Origin of the sequence: uncultured Dokdonia sp. (assembly GCF_947492535.1) — a bacterium.
Classification (GTDB): domain Bacteria; phylum Bacteroidota; class Bacteroidia; order Flavobacteriales; family Flavobacteriaceae; genus Dokdonia.
In genome coordinates this window covers 33,198-56,027 of record NZ_CANLNH010000014.1, presented here as the reverse complement: position 1 = coordinate 56,027, position 22,830 = coordinate 33,198, and the positions used below count along the sequence as shown (strand labels likewise).

At 34.8% G+C, this 22,830-nt stretch carries 26 protein-coding genes and 1 pseudogene; 24 read left to right on the top strand and 3 right to left on the bottom strand.

The annotated features are described in order from the left end of the window. The first annotated feature begins 120 nt into the window (after positions 1 to 120). The 17 genes and pseudogenes from Q1A60_RS16850 (at position 121) to Q1A60_RS16770 (ending at position 12,881) form a co-directional block, all read left to right on the top strand. Complete coding sequence (locus Q1A60_RS16850; RefSeq protein WP_299767590.1) at positions 121 to 570, top strand: MarR family transcriptional regulator; 450 nt, start codon at positions 121 to 123, stop codon at positions 568 to 570. Between the two features lie 16 nt (positions 571 to 586). Then, positions 587 to 1,153, top strand: a complete 567-nt coding sequence (locus tag Q1A60_RS16845; RefSeq protein WP_299767591.1) for a YceI family protein — start codon at positions 587 to 589, stop codon at positions 1,151 to 1,153. A gap of 235 nt (positions 1,154 to 1,388) precedes the next feature. Then, positions 1,389 to 2,786 (top strand): anthranilate synthase component I family protein, encoded by a 1,398-nt coding sequence (locus Q1A60_RS16840; protein WP_299767592.1) that lies wholly within the window; start codon positions 1,389 to 1,391, stop codon positions 2,784 to 2,786. 34 nt (positions 2,787 to 2,820) lie between these two features. Continuing rightward, positions 2,821 to 3,390, top strand: coding sequence for an aminodeoxychorismate/anthranilate synthase component II (locus tag Q1A60_RS16835; protein ID WP_299767593.1), 570 nt, complete (start codon positions 2,821 to 2,823; stop codon positions 3,388 to 3,390). A gap of 14 nt (positions 3,391 to 3,404) precedes the next feature. Further along, a complete protein-coding gene (locus Q1A60_RS16830) occupies positions 3,405 to 4,007 on the top strand; it encodes a hypothetical protein (protein WP_299767594.1) in 603 nt (200 codons plus the stop codon). A gap of 50 nt (positions 4,008 to 4,057) precedes the next feature. Continuing rightward, positions 4,058 to 5,050 carry an anthranilate phosphoribosyltransferase gene (trpD, locus tag Q1A60_RS16825; protein ID WP_299767595.1) on the top strand — a complete coding sequence of 331 codons (993 nt, stop codon included), beginning with the start codon at positions 4,058 to 4,060 and terminating at the stop codon, positions 5,048 to 5,050. A 168-nt stretch (positions 5,051 to 5,218) separates the two neighbouring features. Beyond that, positions 5,219 to 5,995 (top strand): indole-3-glycerol phosphate synthase TrpC, encoded by a 777-nt coding sequence (gene trpC, locus Q1A60_RS16820; protein WP_299767596.1) that lies wholly within the window; start codon positions 5,219 to 5,221, stop codon positions 5,993 to 5,995. Beyond that, on the top strand, positions 5,992 to 6,414 hold the full coding sequence (locus tag Q1A60_RS16815; RefSeq protein ID WP_299767597.1) for a hypothetical protein: 423 nt from the start codon (positions 5,992 to 5,994) through the stop codon (positions 6,412 to 6,414). Before trpC ends, Q1A60_RS16815 begins: the two co-directional genes overlap by 4 nt. A 55-nt stretch (positions 6,415 to 6,469) precedes the next feature. After that, on the top strand, positions 6,470 to 7,129 hold the full coding sequence (locus tag Q1A60_RS16810) for a phosphoribosylanthranilate isomerase (protein WP_299767639.1): 660 nt from the start codon (positions 6,470 to 6,472) through the stop codon (positions 7,127 to 7,129). A 5-nt stretch (positions 7,130 to 7,134) separates the two neighbouring features. After that, positions 7,135 to 7,434 (top strand): GIY-YIG nuclease family protein, encoded by a 300-nt coding sequence (locus Q1A60_RS16805; RefSeq protein WP_299767598.1) that lies wholly within the window; start codon positions 7,135 to 7,137, stop codon positions 7,432 to 7,434. Between the two features lie 172 nt (positions 7,435 to 7,606). Further along, on the top strand, positions 7,607 to 8,806 hold the full coding sequence (gene trpB, locus Q1A60_RS16800) for a tryptophan synthase subunit beta (protein ID WP_299767599.1): 1,200 nt from the start codon (positions 7,607 to 7,609) through the stop codon (positions 8,804 to 8,806). A gap of 60 nt (positions 8,807 to 8,866) precedes the next feature. Further along, positions 8,867 to 9,160, top strand: a complete 294-nt coding sequence (locus Q1A60_RS16795) for a GIY-YIG nuclease family protein (RefSeq protein ID WP_299767600.1) — start codon at positions 8,867 to 8,869, stop codon at positions 9,158 to 9,160. A gap of 120 nt (positions 9,161 to 9,280) precedes the next feature. Beyond that, on the top strand, positions 9,281 to 10,042 hold the full coding sequence (gene trpA / locus Q1A60_RS16790) for a tryptophan synthase subunit alpha (RefSeq protein WP_299767601.1): 762 nt from the start codon (positions 9,281 to 9,283) through the stop codon (positions 10,040 to 10,042). 149 nt (positions 10,043 to 10,191) lie between these two features. Continuing rightward, positions 10,192 to 10,740, top strand: a complete 549-nt coding sequence (locus Q1A60_RS16785; RefSeq protein WP_299767602.1) for a hypothetical protein — start codon at positions 10,192 to 10,194, stop codon at positions 10,738 to 10,740. Between the two features lie 365 nt (positions 10,741 to 11,105). Next, entirely contained in the window at positions 11,106 to 11,663 is a 558-nt protein-coding gene (locus Q1A60_RS16780; protein ID WP_300008048.1) for an HAD family hydrolase, read from the top strand. A 9-nt stretch (positions 11,664 to 11,672) separates the two neighbouring features. Further along, positions 11,673 to 12,314: pseudogene (locus tag Q1A60_RS16775) on the top strand (PNGase F N-terminal domain-containing protein); the annotation flags it as partial. After that, positions 12,306 to 12,881: a peptide-N-glycosidase F-related protein gene (locus Q1A60_RS16770; RefSeq protein WP_300008046.1), complete on the top strand. Its 576-nt coding sequence runs from the start codon at positions 12,306 to 12,308 to the stop codon at positions 12,879 to 12,881. The pseudogene Q1A60_RS16775 and the gene Q1A60_RS16770, both read left to right, overlap by 9 nt. A gap of 5 nt (positions 12,882 to 12,886) precedes the next feature. Here the strand turns inward: Q1A60_RS16770 and Q1A60_RS16765 are convergent, their stop codons facing one another. Then, positions 12,887 to 13,072, bottom strand: a complete 186-nt coding sequence (locus Q1A60_RS16765; RefSeq protein WP_299767604.1) for a hypothetical protein — start codon at positions 13,070 to 13,072, stop codon at positions 12,887 to 12,889. A 103-nt stretch (positions 13,073 to 13,175) separates the two neighbouring features. On the opposite strand from Q1A60_RS16765, the gene Q1A60_RS16760 reads away from it, so the two are divergent. The 5 genes from Q1A60_RS16760 to Q1A60_RS16740 all read left to right on the top strand — a co-directional run bounded on the left by Q1A60_RS16760 (position 13,176) and on the right by Q1A60_RS16740 (position 18,830). Next, complete coding sequence (locus tag Q1A60_RS16760; protein ID WP_299767605.1) at positions 13,176 to 14,456, top strand: aminotransferase class V-fold PLP-dependent enzyme; 1,281 nt, start codon at positions 13,176 to 13,178, stop codon at positions 14,454 to 14,456. A 20-nt stretch (positions 14,457 to 14,476) separates the two neighbouring features. Further along, a complete protein-coding gene (locus Q1A60_RS16755; RefSeq protein WP_299767606.1) occupies positions 14,477 to 15,418 on the top strand; it encodes an alpha/beta hydrolase in 942 nt (313 codons plus the stop codon). A 2-nt stretch (positions 15,419 to 15,420) separates the two neighbouring features. Then, the gene (locus Q1A60_RS16750; protein ID WP_299767607.1) at positions 15,421 to 16,131 is read left to right on the top strand and encodes an endonuclease/exonuclease/phosphatase family protein; all 711 of its coding nucleotides are present in this window, start codon (positions 15,421 to 15,423) and stop codon (positions 16,129 to 16,131) included. Between the two features lie 99 nt (positions 16,132 to 16,230). Then, entirely contained in the window at positions 16,231 to 16,773 is a 543-nt protein-coding gene (locus Q1A60_RS16745; protein WP_299767608.1) for a sigma-70 family RNA polymerase sigma factor, read from the top strand. Positions 16,774 to 16,784: 11 nt separating this feature from the next. Further along, positions 16,785 to 18,830 carry a hypothetical protein gene (locus Q1A60_RS16740; protein ID WP_299767609.1) on the top strand — a complete coding sequence of 682 codons (2,046 nt, stop codon included), beginning with the start codon at positions 16,785 to 16,787 and terminating at the stop codon, positions 18,828 to 18,830. 72 nt (positions 18,831 to 18,902) lie between these two features. On the opposite strand, the gene coaD is transcribed toward Q1A60_RS16740, so the two are convergent. After that, positions 18,903 to 19,394 carry a pantetheine-phosphate adenylyltransferase gene (coaD, locus tag Q1A60_RS16735; protein WP_299767610.1) on the bottom strand — a complete coding sequence of 164 codons (492 nt, stop codon included), beginning with the start codon at positions 19,392 to 19,394 and terminating at the stop codon, positions 18,903 to 18,905. 522 nt (positions 19,395 to 19,916) lie between these two features. Then, a complete protein-coding gene (locus Q1A60_RS16730) occupies positions 19,917 to 20,897 on the bottom strand; it encodes a D-alanine--D-alanine ligase (RefSeq protein ID WP_299767611.1) in 981 nt (326 codons plus the stop codon). Positions 20,898 to 21,087: 190 nt separating this feature from the next. Here Q1A60_RS16730 and Q1A60_RS16725 point away from each other — a divergent pair, with 190 nt between their 5' ends. Both Q1A60_RS16725 and Q1A60_RS16720 read left to right on the top strand, forming a co-directional pair. Beyond that, positions 21,088 to 21,702 carry a PASTA domain-containing protein gene (locus Q1A60_RS16725; RefSeq protein WP_299767612.1) on the top strand — a complete coding sequence of 205 codons (615 nt, stop codon included), beginning with the start codon at positions 21,088 to 21,090 and terminating at the stop codon, positions 21,700 to 21,702. After that, the gene (locus Q1A60_RS16720; RefSeq protein WP_299767613.1) at positions 21,689 to 22,726 is read left to right on the top strand and encodes an RluA family pseudouridine synthase; all 1,038 of its coding nucleotides are present in this window, start codon (positions 21,689 to 21,691) and stop codon (positions 22,724 to 22,726) included. The genes Q1A60_RS16725 and Q1A60_RS16720 overlap by 14 nt, the downstream gene beginning before the upstream one ends. The last annotated feature ends 104 nt before the right edge of the window (positions 22,727 to 22,830 follow it).

The window sequence follows — 22,830 nt, the reverse complement described above, 5'->3', positions numbered from 1 at the left end:
GGAATTATACGTTAAATATTTGTTGTATTGATTTCTCTAATACTCCAAATTTTTAAAAAATTGTTAAATATTCCAAACAGAAAGAAGAGTTTTATTACATTTGTATACACAACAATTGTAATGACAATAGAAGAAGTGATTCAAACTAAGACGTTATCGCTTTCGCGAAAGCTAACGATTAACCTTTTATATTCAGCAAATTGGGCTAATGATATTATTACAGAAGCTATAAAACCTTTTGACATATCACTACAGCAATTTAATGTATTACGTATTTTAAAAGGACAAAAAAGTAAACCTGCAAATCTCTCTACGATTAATTCTCGTATGGTAGCAAAGACCAGTAACACCACTCGACTCGTAGATAAGTTAATTGCCAAAGGATATACAGAACGTACTATTTGTCCAACAAATAGGAGAAAAGTAGAAATTACTATCACAGAAAAAGGATTGAAACTTCTAGACATTATAAACCCTATCGTAACTACCGCAGAAAAGAAAGTTACACAACAATTAAACGACAATGAGCTTGAGACACTCAATAAACTACTCAACAAACTCAGACAATAACTTTAAAACAAACAAAATGAAAACTAAACTATTTACAGCAATTTTAGCACTTATCGTAACAGGAGCTTTTGCTTCTAACCCAATAAAAAAAGAAGTAAAAGTAAAAGAAGGTACGATCACTTGGACTGGAAAAAAAGTAACAGGATCACATACAGGTACTATTGAGTTACAAGAAGGAACTCTTATTATGGAAGGAAATGAACTCGTAGGAGGAAATTTTACCGTAAACATGACTTCTATTCAAGTAACAGATCTAGAAGCAGGAAAAGGAAAAGAAAAATTAGAAGGACATTTAAAAACCGATGAATTTTTTGGTGTAAATAATTTCCCTACAGCAACATTTGTAATCACTGAAGTTACTAAAAGTGGTAATGGATATAATGTATCAGGAAACATGACCATTAAAGGGATCACACAAACCATGAAGGTTCTCATGAATATAAATGGGAATACAGCTTCTACAAAACTTACTGTAGATCGCACTAAATATGGAATTACATACGGTTCTGGAAGTTTCTTTGACAATTTAAAAGACAAAGCAATTAATGACAACTTTGAACTTGCAGTAAGTTTAAAATTTTAATTAATTTTTATTGTAAGGATAGTATATACCTTGAGACTATTTTTCAAAATTTAGGATCAAGGTTTTTTTTATTTAAAACAGCTTCCTATATTTACACTCTAAATGAGAAATAATACAGTACATACTTGGTGGTGGAATACGAAACAAACGTTGTCGTAAGAAGCTCCTATGTATTTAAAATATATTAAAAGCCTGTCTTACGACAGGCTTTTTCATTTTTATAAAAGTATATGCAATGACATACATATTAAAAACATACTCAAAAAAACTTCTCGCAGATACTATTACCCCTGTGTCTGTATATTTACGTTTGCGAGATCGTTTTCCTAATAGTTTACTACTGGAAAGTAGTGACTACCATGCAAACGACAACAGTTTTAGCTACATCTGTTGTAACCCTATAGCTTCTATAAAAATAGATAGAGATGAGATTATACAGCAATTTCCTGATGGCAATACAACAACACAAAAAATTACTTCAGAAACTGATGTTGTTGGGGTTTTGGACGCTTTCGCGAAAGCGTTCTCAACAGAATCATCCGATTTTAAATTCATAAATAACGGTCTATTTGGATACCTATCCTATGATGCTGTTCACTTTTTTGAAGATATAGAAATCACAAAAAAGGAGCAGGATTTAGCGATTCCAGATATGTATTATGCCGTGTATCAAAATATCATTGCAATTAATCATTTTAATAACGAAGCCTATATCTTTTGCCATACCACAGAAGAACAAAATAACATTGCACAAATAGAGCAGCTACTAAAAGTTAAAAACTTTGCTGAATATAATTTTAATAGAGAAGGATCTCCGGATACAAATATTTCTGACCAAGAGTTCAAAAACCTAGTAGAAACCTGTAAAAAACATTGTCAGCGTGGAGATGTTTTTCAAATTGTACCCAGTAAACGATTCTCACAACAATTTAAAGGCGATGAATTTAATGTCTATAGAGCCTTACGAAGTGTAAATCCATCTCCGTACCTATTCTATTTTGATTATGGAGATTTTAAAATATTTGGATCTTCTCCAGAAGCACAACTTATCGTTAGTGATGGAAAAGCAGAAATTCACCCTATCGCAGGAACCTTTAAACGTACTGGAAATGATGAACAGGATGCAGAACTTGCAAAGCAACTTGCCGTAGATGAAAAAGAAAATAGTGAACACGTAATGCTTGTAGATCTTGCTCGTAATGACCTTTCTAGAAATGGTCATGGTGTTCAAGTAGAAACTTATCGAGAAGTTCAATTTTTCTCACATGTGATACATCTTGTAAGTAAAGTAACGGCTCAGAAACATACGTCTTCAAGTACATTACAAGTTGTCGCAGACACATTTCCTGCAGGGACGCTCAGTGGAGCTCCCAAACATATGGCGATGCAACTCTTAGAAAAATACGAAAATCGAAATCGCACATTTTACGGAGGCGCTATCGGTTTTATGGACTTTAATGGTAATTTTAATCATGCTATTATTATCAGGTCATTTTTAAGTAAGAATCATTCATTACATTACCAAGCTGGGGCTGGAATTGTCTCAGGCAGTGATCCTGAAAAGGAATTACAAGAAGTATACAATAAATTAGGTGCCTTAACAAAAGCACTACAACTTGCTGAAGAGATATAATATATTCTCAGTATATAAACTAAAAATAAAATAGATGAAAAAAGTACTCGTTATAGATAACTATGATAGTTTCGTATATAATCTCGTCCACTATTTGGAAGAGTTAGACTGTACTGTAATAGTGAGGCGTAATGATCAATTTCATATTGATGATTGCGAAGACTATGATAAGATTTTATTATCTCCTGGACCAGGCATTCCTGAAGAAGCAGGATTATTGAAAGAAGTAATTCAAAAATATGCCCCTACCAAAAGTATTTTAGGGGTATGCTTAGGACAACAGGCTATAGGAGAAGTTTTTGGCGGATCACTTATTAATTTAGATGAAGTGTTTCATGGAGTTGCTACTCAAATTAACATCACACAAGAAGACACTGTTCTTTTTAAAGGACTAGACAGTCAGATAGATGTTGGAAGATACCATTCATGGGTAGTTGCACAAGAGGGATTTCCAGAAAGCTTAGAAATCACTGCAGTAGATAGTACAGGACAAATTATGGGATTACGCCACCGAGAATATGATGTACGTGGTGTACAATTTCATCCAGAGAGCGTATTGACTCCAGATGGAAAATCAATGATTAAAAACTGGGTTAACAACTAATTAAAGCCAAAATAATGAGACGTCTCTTTTTCTATGTACTACTAAGCAGTTTACTGTTCTCTTGCGCAAAAGATCAACCTAAAAAACCTGAACCTCCTGCGCCACCTAAGGTTATTGAAGCTCCAGAACCACCACAAACCCCTGTAGAAGATTCTATACCAGAACTAGAACCTCCTACACCACCAGTACAAGCAAAAGAAGTTAAAAAAAAGGTAGTAAAAAAGAAGAAAACAGAAATCGTAAATAAAAAAAGAGAAGACTATAAATCTCTTATTTTTAATGTACAGCTTGGTGTAAATCCAGATAGAAAAAACTGGGTGCTTTTTAAAAATGGCACCTATATGGTTTTCCCAAATAATACAGCAGAAAAAGATGCTAGAAGAGCTGCTAAAAAACTATTATCAAACTATAAAGGCGGTGCCGTAACAATTACCAAGTCCTCTTTTGCAAAAGGATGGATCGCCTCTACGAATACTGGAATTTATAATTATATAGATAGAAATGTTTTTGGAAAAGGAATTCCAAAACAAGAAAACATACTTAAGAAAGGAAAAAATAATCTAGCAATAGATGCAAAAGAGTTAGAGATTATTTATATCAATAGACCAAAAGAATAAGGGATTACAGAATAACTAAAATAAGATTTCCGTCTTCACGGAAAATTAATATGAAAAAGATACTTAACAGACTTATACAACACGATATTCTTTCAAAACAAGAATCACGTGAGATTCTAGTCAACATATCAGAAGGAAAATACAACCCAAGTCAAATTGCTTCTTTCCTTACTGTATATATGATGCGTAGCATTACCGTAGAAGAATTAGAAGGATTTAGAGATGCATTACTAGACTTATGTCTTTCTGTAGATTTTTCTGATTATAATACGATAGATTTATGTGGTACTGGAGGTGATGGAAAAGATACTTTTAATATCTCTACCTTATCTAGTTTTGTAACGGCAGGTGCAGGTGTACATGTAACCAAACATGGAAACTATGGCGTATCTTCCGTAAGTGGAAGTAGTAATGTCATGGAATATCTAGGGATAAAATTCAGTAATGACAAAGATTTCTTGAAGCGTTCTATGGATGAGGTTGGTATGTGTGTATTACATGCGCCTCTCTTCCACCCTGCTATGAAAAATGTAGCTCCCATACGTAGAGAATTAGGAGTCAAAACATTTTTTAACATGTTAGGACCTATGGTAAATCCTGCATTTCCTAAAAATCAATTGGTAGGTGTTTTTAATTTGGAATTGGCTAGAATGTATGGATATCTCTATCAAAAGGGAACTAAAAACTTTACCATTTTACATGCCCTAGATGGATATGATGAAATCTCATTAACAGGTTCAACAAAAACCATTACAAATCAAACAGAAACCATGCTTACCCCATCAGACTTTGGAGTAATAGCACATACACAACAAGATATTTATGGTGGTGATAGTGTAGAAGCATCTGCAAAGATATTTGTTGATGTCATTTCTGGTAAAGGAACAACTCCACAAAACAATGTAGTATGTGCCAATGCAGGAATGGCCATTGCTACCGTAAAAGGCCTCACTCCAAAAGAAGGGTTTGAACAAGCAAAAGAAAGTTTATTATCAGGAAAAGCTGCTGAGAAATTAAAGAAATTACAAGAATTAAGTAAATAAAAATACTAATTCCCTCTCCTTGAGGAGAGGGCTAGGGTGAGGTGAAAAAATATAAAATTTAACAGATTCTCGTGAAAACGGGAATAAAATAGAAAAGCGGGATGAGATTCCCGTTTTATAAAAATCAAATAGAAAGCGGGATGAGATTCCCGCCTTCGCGGGAATAAAATGACAATATTAGACAAAATAATAGCCGATAAACATAAAGAGGTCGCTCTTAAAAAGCAATTGATCTCAACAAGTCAATTAGAGCAGTACCCGCTTTTTGATCGTGCGACGAGTTCGCTTGCAAATGCATTACGACAGGGGTCTGGCATTATTGCAGAACACAAACGTAGGTCGCCTAGTAAATCTGTAATCAATCATAGTTTGAGTGTGCAAGATGTCGCACAAGGATATGAAAATGCAGGCGCTAGTGGTATGTCTGTACTGACAGACGGAAAATATTTTGGAGGCTCCCTAGACGATTTAATACTCGCTAGAGCAAGCACTCAGTTTCCGCTATTACGTAAAGAATTTATTGTAGATGAATATCAAATTCTGGAAGCCAAAGCACATGGTGCAGATGCAATTCTTTTGATAGCTGCATCACTCACCAAAGAAGAGATTGTTTCTTTTTCCGCTTTCGCGAAAGCGTTACACCTCGATGTCCTTTGTGAATCCCACAATAAAGAAGAACTCCTCAAATCTATTGTTCCTACCGTAGATATGTTAGGGATTAATAATAGAAATTTAAAGACCTTTGACGTAAGTATTCAAACAAGTAAGGACTTGGTCACATTAATCCCAGATGATTTTGTAAAAGTGTCGGAAAGTGGGATTAGTAGTGTAAATGCTATTAAAGAATTACAACCGTATGGATTTGAAGGCTTTTTAATAGGAGAAAATTTTATGAAAACCGATAATCCAGGAGCAAGTGCTACTACATTTATAAACCAATTATGATCTCAGAACAACGCCTTCCTTTTAGTTATAAACGACTACGCTACTTTTTACAAATGGGGGTAGCTTGGACAATGTTGGGTGTTATTCAATTAATTTTTGAACGAGGTTTTGGATTCCTATTATCATCTATTCCCTTTTGGAAAATATTATTATCCTTAGGAGGCATACACTTACTATGCTGGCTAGTGTACAAACTCAATTCGTATATCATCATTGATGAAAAGAGTATCACTCAAAATTATATACTATATACTAAACAACTCCCATTTGATCAGATTGAGCATATCGATGAATATGCAGGCGATTATACATTTTATGGGGAAAATAAAAAAATCATCTTACGTAAAGTAAGTTTTACTCCAGATGATCATGATATCATTAAAGAATTAGCAGAAAGAGTACATGTCAAAAAATCATAAACATACAACTCAGGAGCATGAGACTCCTACTTCCGTGAGACTCAAAGTATGCGGAATGAAATACAACACACAAGAAGTCGCTGCATTGCAACCAGACTATCTTGGGTTTATATTTTATGAGAAGAGTCCGCGTAATTATGATGGAGAGATAGTAACGCTTCCAGAAAATATAAAAAAAGTAGGCGTATTTGTAGATGCTGATATTGCTTTCGCGAAAGCGCACATTGAAAAATACAATTTAGACATCATCCAATTACACGGAAGCGAATCTCCTGAATATATACAAGAACTTTTAGCTCCTTCCCCTAAACAGGGGAAGGTGTCTTCACAGGAAGTGAAGACGGAAGGGGTTGAAGTATGGAAAGTATTCTCCATTAAAGACACTTTTGATTTTGATAGACTTACACCTTATGAAGGAACTGTAAATGCCTTTTTATTTGATACCAAAGGAAAAGAAAAAGGTGGTAACGGATATACCTTTGATTGGAGTGTTTTAAAAAAATACCCATCTAAAACCCCTTTTATTTTAAGTGGTGGTATTGGATTGGAAGAGATAGACAACATAAAAGAAATCCTAGCAACCGATCTTCCTATTCTTGCACTCGATGTAAATAGCAAGTTTGAAGATACGCCTGGACAGAAAAATGTAGCAGCGCTACAAGAATTTCAAAACCACTTCCGCGAAGGCGGAAGACTCATCAATGAAAAAGTGTAAGTAAAATGGAATTCGTAGAAGAACAATTTTACTTTTATATGATGACAAATACGTACAACAAAGTTTTATATATTGGCTTTACTGTCAATTTGAAAAAACGCATAAAAGAACATAAAGACAAAGTTTATAAAAAAAGTTTTTCGAGTAGATATAACCTTGATAAATTAATCTATTTTGAAACATTTAAAACCGTAAAAGATTCTAGAATAAGAGAACGTCAAGTTAAAAAATGGAATCGAGAATGGAAAGAAAACCTAATCAATGATAAGAATCCAAATTGGGATGATTTGAGTTGGATGCTCTAAAAACAAACATTTCCTGTGAAAACGGGAAACTAACATAACGTTAAGGTAGATAAGATTTCCGCCTTCGCAATTCAAGACATTTCTCGTGTCCCTGCAGGCAGGCAAGGACGAGAAACTAACATAACGTTAAGGTGGGTAAGATTTCCGCCTTCGCGGAAATAAAAATGAAATTATGATTACAGAACCACAAACTAACTACCAAGCAGATGACCGAGGATATTACGGTGATTTTGGAGGGGCTTTCATTCCTGAAATGCTCTATCCAAATGTAGAAGAATTACGTTCTCAGTATGTGCAAATCATGCAAGAACCTTCTTTCCAAAAGGAGTTTAATCAACTACTAAAGGATTATGTAGGACGCCCTACGCCACTCTATTATGCAGAACGCTTCAGTAAAAAGTACAATACAAAAATCTATTTAAAAAGAGAAGATTTATGTCATACGGGAGCTCATAAAGTAAATAATACGATTGGTCAAATATTAATGGCCAAACGATTAGGAAAAAACCGAATCATTGCAGAAACAGGCGCCGGACAACATGGTGTGGCTACAGCAACGGTTTGTGCTTTAATGGGATTAGAATGTATTGTATATATGGGCGCTATTGATATAGAACGACAAGCACCCAATGTAGCGCGTATGAAAATGCTTGGCGCTACTGTACGTCCTGCTATGTCTGGAAGTAGAACGCTTAAAGATGCCACAAACGAAGCGATACGCGATTGGATTAATAATCCAGTAGACACACACTATATTATAGGATCTGTCGTAGGACCACATCCGTATCCAGATATGGTGGCTCGTTTTCAATCGGTGATTTCTGAAGAGACAAAAAAACAATTACAGGAAGTTGAAGGACGTGAAAATCCTGATTATGTAGTGGCTTGCGTAGGAGGCGGAAGTAATGCTGCGGGTCTTTTTTATCATTATTTAGATCAGCCAGAAGTAGGTATTATTGCAGTAGAAGCTGCTGGAAAAGGAATTGATACAGGCGAAAGTGCAGCTACCTCGGCGTTAGGTCGCGAAGGGATCATACACGGAAGTAAAACGCTCTTAATGCAAACACCCGACGGACAGATTACAGAACCGTATTCTATTTCGGCAGGATTGGATTATCCAGGCGTTGGTCCTATGCATGCAAATTTATTTAGAACAGGTCGCGGAGAGTTTATCTCCATAACTGATGATGATGCTATGCAAGCAGGTCTTGAATTAAGTAAACTAGAAGGGATTATTCCTGCCATAGAGACGAGTCATGCACTCGCTATATTTGAAGAGCGAAAGTTTAAACCCGATGATGTTATTGTGATTAATCTGTCAGGACGTGGAGATAAGGATTTGAATACATATATCGAGTATTTTAAATTGTAATATTTAAAACTTTTTCATTTCCGCGAAGGCGGAAATCCAAACAACCACACTTAAAAGTGTATGGAAACTGATACATTTTACACATATATCCTCACAAATAAAGGACATACTGTTTTATATATTGGTTTCACTAATAATTTAAAACAACGATTAAAGCAACATACATATACAAGTTCAAAAGGTTTTTCTAAAAAATATAATGTCACTAAACTGGTTTGGTTTGAAACTAACCAATATGTAAATAATGCTATAAAACGAGAAAAACAAATTAAGAAATGGAATCGTGAGTGGAAAGAAAATTTAATTAACACTATGAATCCAGATTGGAATGATTTGAGTTGGATGATAGAATGAATTAGGAGAAAAATTTATTTTTTCCAGACAAAGAGATAAATTCCTGTTTTCTCGAAAACATAAGAAAGCGTAAAACAGAATAAGATTTCCGCCTTCGCGGAAATGAAAAAATAGTAATACATGAACAGAATACAACAAAAACTCCAAGAAAATAAAAAATTACTCAGTCTCTATTTTACAGCTGGGTATCCAGCTATTAATGACACGATGTCTATTCTACAGCAATTACAAGATAGTGGGGTTGACATGGTAGAAATAGGACTTCCTTTTTCAGACCCATTAGCAGATGGTCCAACGATTCAAGAAAGCAGCACGGCTGCCTTAAAAAACGGAATGACCACACAATTACTTTTTGATCAATTGAAAGATGTCAGAAAAACTATTGATATTCCACTTATTGTGATGGGATATTTTAATCCTATGCTGCAATATGGAGTGGAGAAGTTTTGTGCTACCTGTGCAGCAATTGGAATTGACGGTATTATTATGCCAGATCTCCCTCTCGCCGAATATGAAGCAGAATACAAAACGATTTTTGAAAAACATGGATTGATAAATGTGTTTTTAATCACACCTCAAACCAGTGATGAACGTATCAGACAGATCGATGCTGCTAGTAATGGATTTATATACATGGTGAGTAGTGCGAGTACAACAGGAGCACAAAGTGGTTTTGGCAACACACAATCTGACTATTTTAAACGTATTGATGCTATGAATCTTACGAATCCTCAAATTGTTGGTTTTGGCATTAGTAATTCAGATACGTTTCAGGCGGCTACCGCTTTCGCGAAAGGTGCCATCATCGGAAGTGCATTTATAAAACATATCTCTGCTCATGGAGCAAATAGTGTTGCAGATTTTGTGAAGACAATTCGGTAGTCAAAAATCATACAAGAATATTAAATTGTATTTATTTTGAGTGTTTCATCGATGATTTTAAACATTTCAACGATTCATCGATGATTTCAATGTCAAAAAAGTTGATAAGCTAAACTCCTCATATTTTTGTAATCACAGAACTCAAGAATATGAAAATCGTTATTATTTTAGTGCTATCATTTTTTTCATTTACAGCGACAGCTACTACAGTACCTTCTTTTGAAAAACAAGCACTCATTGATTTATATCATGCTACAAATGGTGATCGTTGGACAGAATCTTGGGACTTAACAACTCCTGTAGAAAATTGGAAAGGAGTTACTATTATAGATCATAGAGTAGTTGCATTACAACTTACAAATAATAACCTCAATGGAGAACTTCCTGTATCTATAGGAAACTTAACACATTTAAAAGTTTTAAACCTCCACAACAATACAATAACAGGAACGTTGCCTGCTACTATTGGAAATTTAATTCAATTGAAAAAACTTAATGTTTCTCTAAACACATTAGAAGGAAACATTCCTAAAGAAATATCAAACATAGAAAGTCTTGAATATTTATATGTATATTCAAATGACTTCACAGGATTTTTACCTACTAAAATTAGCCTATTACCCAATTTAAGACGTATCCGTATGTATGCAACAGGTCTAAAAACGGATACAAAAAATACGCTTGCAATTATATATTAATTACAACAGCTTTCACCCCATACCCTAGATTATTTTACCCCTAATCGATAGTAAGAACAGAGATATCTCCCCAAGTGTCTCTGTTTTTATTTTTTGAACTAAATCCAAATCACATAGACACGTTTTGTTTTTAAATCAAGTCAGAACCTCTATGTAACATTTCTATACTATTATATACCAATCATACATGAGAACTTTTATAATGATACTTATATGTATTGGGCTGTGTGTACTTGCATATTTCTTTCCAAAAGGAATCAAGATATTTGGTATTAATGCTGAAACTCTTTTTGGAAAAAATAAAGAGGAAGATCAAGATTATTATTCTTAATTTTCCTCAAAAACAATTAGTAGCTTGTTAATTCCTGAAAACTTCAAATAACATAGTACTCATATTAGATCTCGATGAGACTTTAATACATGCCACAGAAACTCCCTTGGAGATTCCGTACAGTTTTAGGTATGCCGACTATTTTATATATAAAAGACCTTACTTAGAAGAATTTCTAAGGGCAATTAGCACCGATTTTGATATAGCTATATGGTCATCTGCAGATGATAGATATGTAGAAGAAATTGTTGCTAGAATAAAACCTCCATTTGTAGATTTCACATTCGTTTGGGGAAGATCACGTTGCACAACAAGAAGAGATTATAACTTAGACACCTATGTTCACGAAAAGCGTCTTAAGAAAGTAAAGAAGCAAGGATATGCAATAGAACGCATGCTTATTGTAGATGATTCTCCTGAAAAAACAAGAGATAATTTTGGCAATGCTATATATATCAATCCATTTGAAGGAAATCAAGATGATCAAGAATTGCAATTACTTTCAACATATCTTAAATCTCTTAAAGATCTTCATAATGTACGAAATCTCGAAAAAAGAGGTTGGAGAAATCAAATACAAACAAATCGCTAAATACACTATATGAAAACACAATTCCTTCTAAGCATGGCTTTATTCTTCGTATTCTTTTCCTGTAAGCAAGCTAATACCGAACCATTAGGAGATAGAACAATACATGTATTTGAGGATACGAATCTATATTTTGATATGGCTTTTAAGTCTGGACCATCACCTATACAGGATAGCATTTTACGCTTGGATGCAGGACGTGTTATTCTTAAAAAAGTAACCGTTCCAAGCTATGTACTACACACAAAAGCTACCGTGAATGTGTCCTTAACTTCTCATGGAGATCCTTGGGATAAATCAGGTTCTTTGTTTGTTATTCCAACAGATACAGATATTTCTTTATTAGATTTTGAGAATAGTAATTATGAGCTCTCTCAACTTTAAGAAACATATCCTGCCGTTACTGCTTTCACAAAAGACAGTACAAAATACAGACCTAATGTAGAGTTACTACGATTTATGACACCTTTTGGTGTTGGGCATTTTACAGATAGCGAACGTGTAAAAGATCGTAAGCCTATTTATATTCCACATTGGGAGGAAGAAGTTTCTTGGTCAGAAGATATATCACATCTCTTACCTCTTTTACAAGATGAGGTGTATATAGGCGTATACATTGATACATGGACAAAAGAAGGGTATAACATCTCAGTTTCTTTAGATTTTGACGAAAGTGATTTTCCCAATCACATTGCAAAAAAACAAGAGGTTTTACCACTAGTCAATACAACCAAATATGCCTCAGGGCAACGATTATTTGATGCCTTTTCTAAAAACACACTTACCGTAGACTTTTCGATAGATGCGTCGTTTAAAAATATAAAACTGCACTATATCACCACAGGTCATGGCGGTCATGGAGGCGGTGATGAATTTGTAAAGAAAGAAAATGTTATTTCGCTAGATGGAACAACGATTAAATCATTTATTCCTTGGAGAGATGATTGTGCGAGTTTTAGGCGTTTTAATCCAACCTCGGCGACGTGGCCTGCAAATAAAATTATGGAAGGTGAGACTTCTACACAACAGATAGCATCTTCAGACTTCTCACGTTCTAATTGGTGTCCAGGAAGTGATGTCATACCAGAGGTCATTTCTTTAGAAAATGTAACAGCGGGTAAACATACCTTGAGTATTGCCATTCCAGAAGCGCAAGTTGCTACGGATACTGAAAATAATTATTGGATGGTTTCTGCGTATCTTACCTACGATATAGAATAATTAAGTTACCTTCTAAACAGCATACCTTTGAAATTGGTTTTTATACGCTTTCGCGAAAGCGTATACGTTATTAGTATCGAGGGTGCTATCTTAGTATAAATACTTAAACCTGCATTATGCAATAGAAAATCTATTCCGTCTTGAAACTGCTGTAAAATATATCGCTGCGCTACATTTTTAAGTTTAACCATAGCGATGCTATGCTAAAACCTAGAAAACGCTATATTTTATTGCTGTTTCAACCCTCATAACGAAGTTCTATTGCATAATCCAGGTTAGACAAATCAATCTTTTATGAAAAATAATCGTCGTCGGTCTTTTGTAAAACAATTAGTTGCTGGAATTACGGGAGTTACTTTATTGCCTTCATATACGGCAACGGCTTCTAATTCTAACGATAAAAACGCAGTTCCTTCATTAGATCATTCTGATGATTCGGAAGTTTTCTGGGAAACGGTCAAAAAACAGTTTGTCTTTGCGGACGGACTTCATTATTTTAACAATGCCTCTTTAGGTCCTTCTCCTATTCCAGTACAAGAAGCTACCAATACATTTAGGGCAACTTTAGATGCATTCCCTTCTAAATATATGTGGGGCGGATGGAGTGATAAAAAAGAAGTCGTTCGCCAAAAAGTAGCTGATTTGTTTTCTGTATCAAAAGAAGAAATTGCCATTACGCATAACACAACAGAAGGAATGAATCTTATTGCCCGTAGTTTTGATTTGCAGCTTGGAGATGAGGTCATCCTTGCCGATCATGAACATCATAGCGGCACGATTCCTTGGAAAGTATGGCAAGAATCTAAAGGAGTTCAATTAGTACGTCCTGTACTTCCTATACTTCCAGAAACTGTTGAGGATATTGTTGCTGTGTATAGAAATGCGATTACTCCTAAAACGAAAGTAATCTCTATGTGTCATATTGTAAATACAAATGGTATGATTTTACCAGTAAAGGAGATTTCAGAAATGGCACATAAAAGAGGAATTCTAGTCGCTGTAGACGGAGCGCAAGGCTCGGGTATGTTTTCGATAGACCTTCACGACTTAGGATGTGATTTTTATACAGCAAGTGCCCACAAGTGGCTTTTTTCGCCGAAAGGCATAAGTGTATTTTACGCAAAACAAGAAAGCCAGCAATATTTAAAACCACTCGTAGTTGCTTATGGACACGATGATACCAGCATACGACGTCTTGAGAATTATAATACACGGAATTTACCTGAATACTTAGGACTTGGTGCTGCCATAGATTTCCATACGAACATTGGTAAAGAAAAAATCACACAACGATCGTATGAACTAAAACATTATTTTAAAAACAAACTGAAAGACAATCCTGCTTTCAAATTTAGAACTCCTGCACATGATAATTTATCTTGTGCTATACAAACGGTAGAAATTGTGAGTACGAATGTGCAAGATGTTAAAAAACAACTTTCAGAAAAATATGGCATAGATACACGCCCAATGAGTACATTTGGTTTAAATGGCGTTCGGATTTCTTTTGCCATTTTTATTACCAAGAAAGACATTGATTATTTAGTAAAAGCACTGGAAGAAATTGCTGGATAACAGTTAAAAATACATTATATATGAAAACCATCCTTAAAATCATTTTTCTTATTTGTACGCTAGTTATTATTTCTTGTAAAAAAGAAGTAACCCCTACAAATACAACAACGACTATTGTAAAAAACCAGCTTATACAACACACTGTTCCTTCAGAAGGACACCCAATGACTGTATGGGAGAAAAAAGCGCCCGATTCTAAAGGCGTTATTCTTTTTGTTCATGGGCGTACTTGGAGCGGGGTTCCTGATTTTGATTTACAAGTAGAGGGCGAAGATCTTTCCTTAATGGATGGAATGATCGAACAAGGATATACCACCTATGCTATTGACTTACGCGGATATGGAGCAACACCAAGAGATGCTAGTGAATGGAATACACCTCTCAAAGCAGCCCAAGACATCAATACTGTATTACAATGGATTTCTACTCAAAACAAGAATCAAAAAGTACATTTATTTGGCTGGTCTATGGGTTCTACCCTTTCGTTACTAGCGACTCAAAAAGACGATACGCATATTGCGAGTTTGACTCTATTTGGCTTTTGGTTAGATATTAATACTGTAATTCCAGAAGACCCTACTGATATTGCATTAGAAAAAAGAGTTAATACTGCCGAAGCTGCTGCCAGTGATTTTATCATTCCTGGATCTATCAGTAAAAATGCTGTGGACACTTACGTGAAAATGGCGCTAGAAGCAGATCCGATTCGAGTAGATTGGAAACAACAAAATGAGTATAACCAGATTGATCCTGCAGTTATCAATATACCTGTATTAGTAGTACAAGGAGCCGAAGACCCTATTGGTCCAACAAATAAACAAGCAACCCTTTTTACGCAATTAAAAACAAAAGATAAAAGCTGGGTTGTCATTTCTGGAGGAGATCATGCTGCATTCTTGGAAACACCACGCCTTCATTTCATCAAATCCTTTACTGATTTTATTGATCGTTTTAATCCATAGGTGTGAAAATTAGTACTTGGAATTGTAATATGGCATATCGAAAAAAGGCACACGCCTTACTTTCCAAAAATCCTGATATAGTCATTATTCAAGAATGTGAACGGCTTGATAAATTAATCTTTAAAGACGAAATACAGAAACCGAATGACTCTTTTTGGTTTGGAGATAATCCCCACAAAGGATTAGGCGTTTTTACCTATGGAGATTATACGATATCATCACTTCCTGACCATAATACAGATTTTCGCTTTGTAGTTCCTCTACAAATTTCTAATACTAAAAACACGTATACATTGCTTGCTATTTGGGCGCAAAAACCAAATTCTAATGACAATTATGGCATTCATATTTGGAAAGCCATCAACTATTATACAGATCTACTATCATTAGATAACTTACTTCTTGTTGGAGATTTTAATAGCAATACCTTTTGGGATAAACCCAACCGAGCATCTAATCACTCAAATGTAGTCGCTTATCTTTCTCGATTAGGAATAGAAAGTACCTATCATCATTTTCATAATCAATTACAAGGCAAAGAAAAAGACCCTACCTTTTATCTTTATAAACAAATAGGGCGTCCCTATCATCTAGATTATTGTTTTGTTTCTCAAAATCTCCTCAAGAAATTACAAAATGTATATGTAGGAGATCATCAAGATTGGACGGCACTCAGTGATCATAGTCCTGTTAGTATTGATTTTGACGAATAAATAGGTATGACTATTGTTAATCAACTATTTTTAAAAATAATTCATAAAATTGAGGAGACCTTTTCACAAAATGACCATTAATAAGTAAAACATACTTTTATGAGTGATCAAAAAATAATGATGCTTTTTAAAAATGGTCAGCGAGATAAGGCATTTCAAAAATTATATAGTCTCTACCCAAGAATTGAGAAGTTAGTGCTTTCTAAGGGTGGGTCTAAAAACGATGCGCAAGATGTATTTCAAGAGGCATTAATTATTCTTAGTAAGAATCTAGAGAAATCTGATTTTAAACTAACGTCTTCTTTTTACACCTATATCTATGCTGTATCTCGATTTATCTGGAAGGATACTCAAAAACAATATTCAAAACAAGAATTACACGTATTAAAACCTGAAGAAGTGGATACATTCCACAGCATATTGGAAGAGAAAAAGTTTCAATATGCAGAAAAAGCGTTTCTCGAATTAGGAGAACGATGTCAAGAATTATTACAACTGTTTTATCACAGAGCTGTATCCTTTAAGGTCATTGCTCAAATGATGCAATTTAAATCTGAAAAAATTGCAAAAAACCAGAAGTATAAATGCTTACAAAAAGCAAAAGACATCTTTAAAACCAACTACAAAACGGTTCAATCTTAATTCGTAGCATCATGGAAAAGTACATACAAAACATAGAACGCATTAATCAATATATAAACGGTACCTTATCTAAAGAGGAAATACAAGCGTTTGAGCAGCAATTAGAAACTGACCTTGAATTTAAAGCCTTGTACGATGAGCACTTAACCTTTTTAGGAGGTATAGAACGCATTGAATTAAAACAAGAAATTCAAGCAGCTTATAAAGGATATCTTCAAACAAAGTGGATCAAATATCTGGCAATTACTGTAGGAGTTATTGGTCTTTCTATAGGGATTTATAGTTTGATTTCTAAAGAAGATACGACACAAACCTCAACGCCAACCACAACAATTCAAGGACAATATAACATCCAAGAAGAAGAGAAATCTACCACTGGAATACGTGTTCAAAGTAGTGATCTTACTACCGATACAAAGAACATAGAAACTAACGATAGTTCTATTATTGATCAAAAAAGCATAGATACATCATTGTATACTAAGGAAACTAAGCGTTTTAATTCATTATATACAGTATCAAAGAAAAATCCTGAAATACATACTATAAATACACAGAGAGATACTATTATCATATGTAAAGAAGGAACAAAATTAAGGGTTAAAGCCAATTCCTTTATCTATCTTGGAACGGATCAACTTGCTACAGGAACCATCAAATTAGAAGTAACAGAATACTACCAAGTATCAGATATCCTCTTAGCAAATCTTACGACAACATCTAATGACCAATTATTAGAGACTGGAGGTATGCTATTTTTAGAAGCTCGTTCTGGAGAACAAGTATTAGAACTCGATAAAGATATCGCTATAGAAATCCCTACGGAGAACAAAAAAGACGACATGCAGTTATTCATTGGTCAAGAAACAGAACAAGGTATTAATTGGTTGCTGGATACCCCTTCAGAAGTTGTTGAAGTGGATGAATTACTAGAAGAAATTGTAAATGTTCCTTTTGCCATTATTCAACAAATTCCTTCATTTCCTGAATGCCAAAATAGATCTAAAGAAGAGACAAAAGAATGTGTATCCAACATATTTCAACGTATAGTACAGAAAAATTTTAATGCTGATAATTTTGAACAATTAAGTGTAAATAATGTACTTCGAATCTTCACTTCATTTACGATCAATACCAACGGAGACATTACTAATATTAGTTCCAGACCTGCTTTCCCAGGTATTCAAGAAGAAGTAGAAAGAGTATTAGAATTGGTTCCTAGATTATCTCCCGGAAAACAAAGAGGTATCCCTGTAAACACACTCTATTCCTTACCTATCTTTGCCAAATTTGAAGGGTCAGCAACTAATCGTAGAAGAGGTACTCGTACTATGGATACGATAAGTAACGTATTGGTATCTTCTGTTGTTAATGACACTGTATTTTATGGTGTTCGCACAGTGATAGAAGATATCAAAGAAATACTACATAACAAGAATGCAAAAGTTGATACGGCTTTTATAGACCGATATGAAAACTATAAAAAGAAACGACTGATTCAAGAGCGAAGAATAAAAGGAGAACGTTATGTTTTTATACGTAAAGCTGTAATAGAAGATCCAGCTTCAGGGTTTACGATATTACCTACTGATTCTATTACAAGAGGTGGTAATGTGATTCGGAAACGATGGGATGAAACTCAAATTCCAGATAGACAATTTGCACGATTAGTCCCTAGACAAGCTGGAGCAACCAATTATTTATTTAACGCTTCTCGGTTGGGTTGGATTAACTGTGATCGTTTTATACGAAGTACTGCTCCTAAAATTAAATACAAGATCAAAATTAAAGATAGTGATGGTACCGATGTAAAAATAGTCTTCAAAAGTATGCGTTCCATTTTATCAGGTCTTCCCACTCAAGATGGTTTTAGTTTTGGAGATGTTCCTAAAGGAGAAGAAGTAGCACTTATTGCTATAAAAATTGTAGATAATCAATATCAATTGGCTATCAAAAATGTAACCACTGATCGTTTAGAGGAGTTAGATTTAGAGTTTAAGAAATATACTATTAAAGATTTACAAAATGAATTGAAGAAATTGAATTCATTATTTTAAGCACACCTTATTAAAAAGTCCTGATGAATAGTATTCATCAGGACTTTTATAATGTCTTATCTATTTATTTTACTACTTCCCTTGATGTTCTTTCACCCAAATATCATTGGCACAAGGACGAACAATCGCAGGTACTAAATCTGAGCAATCTCCACCATTACGAATAACGTCTCGTACAATAGAAGAAGATATATAGCTTTTACCAGAAGACGTCAGTAAGAAGACCGTTTCAATTCCTGAGAGCTTTCTGTTGGTATGCGCGATCGCTTTTTCAAACTCAAAATCTCCAGGATTACGAAGACCGCGTAAGATAAACTCTGAATCTTGTTGTTTACAAAAATCAACCGTAAGTCCTTTGTAACTCATCACTTTGATTTTAGGCTCATCTTTAAATGTTTCTTCTAGAAATTTTAAACGCTGTTCTAATGAAAACATATACTTTTTTGCGGAATTCACGCCTATGGCTAAGATCACTTCATCAAATAATGTGACACCACGTTCTATAATATCATAATGTCCCATTGTAATGGGATCAAAAGACCCTGGAAATACTGCTCTTCTCATGCCTTAAAAATACGAATTTTAGGAATGGTATTTATTTATTATTCTAGTATAAAAAATGTTTCAATAAAAGCGCAAAACTGTAATTATTCCTAGTAGATTATTTAGGTATATTTTTTCTTAAAAGTTTTCTAACATCTAAATTACTACACACAATTATCTAAATCACTTAAATGAAAGGTATTAAACTCCAGAGTAAGCCCTAGACCCAATAAAAGGAATCGACCCACGGGTCGAGGTATTAAACCAAGATCCCGCTGAAAAGTAGAATTAGCTCAACTTATTGAAGTAAAGAATTGAGTTTCCCCTCTAGAGAGAGGAGTAAGAGGTGTGTTAAAGTTGAGTAAGCACTTTTTTGATAGTTAAAGTAATCAACGAGGAGTTTTCACACCTCCCTAACCCTTACTTCGACAAGCTCAGCACAACGCCTTCTTAGGAAGGAATGCTTCCTGTAAGCATTAAAAGCAACCTATATCAATGACACAACCGATCGCCGACTAATAGTTACCGACTAAAAACTAAAGACTATCCCATCGCCGACTCAATAGCACTTCCTAACAAATCTGTCAAGGAAATACCTGCGGCTTTGGCTTGTCTTGGGATGATACTTTCTGGAGAGAGTCCTGGGTTGGAATTGACTTCTACAAAATGTGGTTTTCCATTATGGAAGATAAAGTCTATACGGCAGATACCTTTCAGTTTTAATACTTCATAAATAGCTCCCGTTAAGGATTGTACACTTTGCGTTTGATTGTCACTTAACCGTGCGGGAACGATTTCTTGAGATTTGCCTTCGTATTTGGCTTGGTAATCAAAGAAGTCATTTTCTGACACGATTTCGCATACGGGTAATACTTTGGTTTTTCCTTGATAGGTACATACACCTACAGAGACTTCAGTGCCACTTAAGAAAGATTCGATAAGGACTTCGTTGTCTTCGGCAAAGGCTTTCTCTAAGGCGGGCACAAATCCTTTTTCATTATAAATTTTGCTAATTCCGAAGCTAGATCCTGCTCGGTTAGGTTTTACGAAACAAGGAAATTGGATACGTTCTTTTATTGCTTTCGCGAAAGCGTCATCCACCACATCTCCTTTATTGACATACACCGATTGCGCCATATCAATCCCGTATGGACGAAGTACACTTAGGGTATCTCTTTTATTAAATGTCAATGCGCTTTGATAGAAATCACAACTGGTTTGTGGGATGCCCATAATTTTAAGGTAGGCTTGGATTTCTCCATCTTCTCCAGGTGTGCCATGAATGGTATTATAACATACATCAAAATATACTTTCCCGAAAGGGAGTAATACACTAAACTCACCCATATCCATATAAAACTCTTCGTTTTCATAGATACATACCCATTTATCTTTTAAGATATGTACGGCATAAGGTGTATATTTTTGAGTATCCAAAGCATTCATCACAGTCGTACCACTCTGAATAGAGATTTCATACTCAGTGCTATATCCTCCCATGAGGACGGCAACATTTTTTGACATAAAAGAAGAGTTTATACTATTTTACACGTATATAAAATGATAACCTAAAAATAGTATAATTTATAGAGACGTGTTAAAAGAAAATTCAGTTATTTACGTTCTTATTTTGAATATCAAAAATACTAGATACAAAGTGGGCTATCAAAAGGCAGTCAATTTTATATCTTTGCCAAACTAACCTAATAACCTTATGAGTATATTTCGTTTTCTGTTTAGTAAGACTTTCTTAAAACAACTAGGTCTTGCGGTATTGATTCTTGTTGCCTTTATCTTTATTGTAAAATGGTGGTTAGGTGGCACTACAAATCATGACCAACGTATTGCAGTACCTGATCTTAAAGGAATGACACTTGATGTGGTAGAGCAGGAATTAAGTAATGCAGATTTACGCTATTTTATTATGGACAGTGCTAACTTTAATCCTAAGTACCCTAAGTATTCTGTGATAGAGCAAAGTCCGGCGGCAGATAAATTTGTAAAAGAAAACAGGCAGATTTATCTGGTATTAAATCCATCGGGATATCGTAAAATCACTATTCCTAACGTGATTAGTAAAACACGTAGACAGGCAGAACCTACCTTAAAATCACTTGGTTTTAAAATAGGGAAGATTACGTTTGTGGATTATATCGGTGAAAATGAATTACGTGAAATGTACCACAAAGGAAAACGTATTCAGCCAGGTGATCAGCTTGAAAAAACGTCTACCATAGATCTTGTATTAGGAAACGGAAAAGGTTCGTATAGATCAAGTCAAAGTGACGATAACGACTCTCAAAATAACGATACCGATGGAGGAAACTAGTCCTATAGGACCTGAACCACAAGATGATGAGTTGTATGAGCATTATAGTTTTACAGCTAGTGAAGGGCAAGAACCATTACGTGTAGATAAATTCTTAATGAATTTTGTGGAGAATGCCACACGAAACAAAATCCAGAAAGCAGCCAAAAATGGAAGCATTCAGGTAAATGGAAAGGTTGTAAAACAGAATTATAAAGTCAAAGGAAATGATGTGGTGCGAGTGCTTTTTGAGCATCCGCCGTATGAGTATTTATTAACACCAGAAGATCTTCCGCTAGATATTGTATATGAAGATGATGCTGTATTGGTAGTCAATAAAGCTGCTGGTATGGTGGTGCATCCGGGGCATGGTAATTATTCGGGAACATTAATCAATGCACTTATTTATCATTTTGATAACTTACCAAATAATAGTAGTGATCGCCCAGGACTTGTGCATCGTATCGATAAAGACACCAGCGGACTCTTAGTAATTGCTAAGACAGAGCATGCCATGACACATCTGTCTAAACAGTTTTTTGACAAGTCTACCGAACGTGAATATGTAGCTATCGTGTGGGGTAATGTAGAAGAAGATGAAGGTACGATTGAAGGTAATATAGGACGTCATCCAAAAAACAGATTACAGAATACGGTCTACAAAGATGATGATGAAGGTCTTGGAAAACATGCGGTTACACATTATAAAGTTATAGAACGTTTGGGCTATGTAACTCTTGTGGCTTGTAAATTAGAAACAGGACGTACACATCAAATTAGAGTACATATGAAATACATTGGTCATACGCTATTTAATGATGAGCGTTATGGAGGAAATGCTATTTTAAAAGGAACCTCTTTTTCAAAATACAAACAGTTTGTAGATAATTGTTTCAAGATATTACCTCGTCAGGCATTACATGCAAAAACCTTAGGTTTTGTTCATCCGACTACGGGAGAATTGATGCGTTTTGAAGCACCTATTCCAGAAGATATGACTGCGTGTATTGCTAAATGGAAAGGGTATGCTACGCATCAGCAGTAATCTCTAAAAGAATATAGAAAAGAGAATAGATTTTATTTATATGTGTTTCTCTCCTGATTGAGTGCTTTTGCTTTTTCTGCGGAAGTGTACCGAAATTACCGATT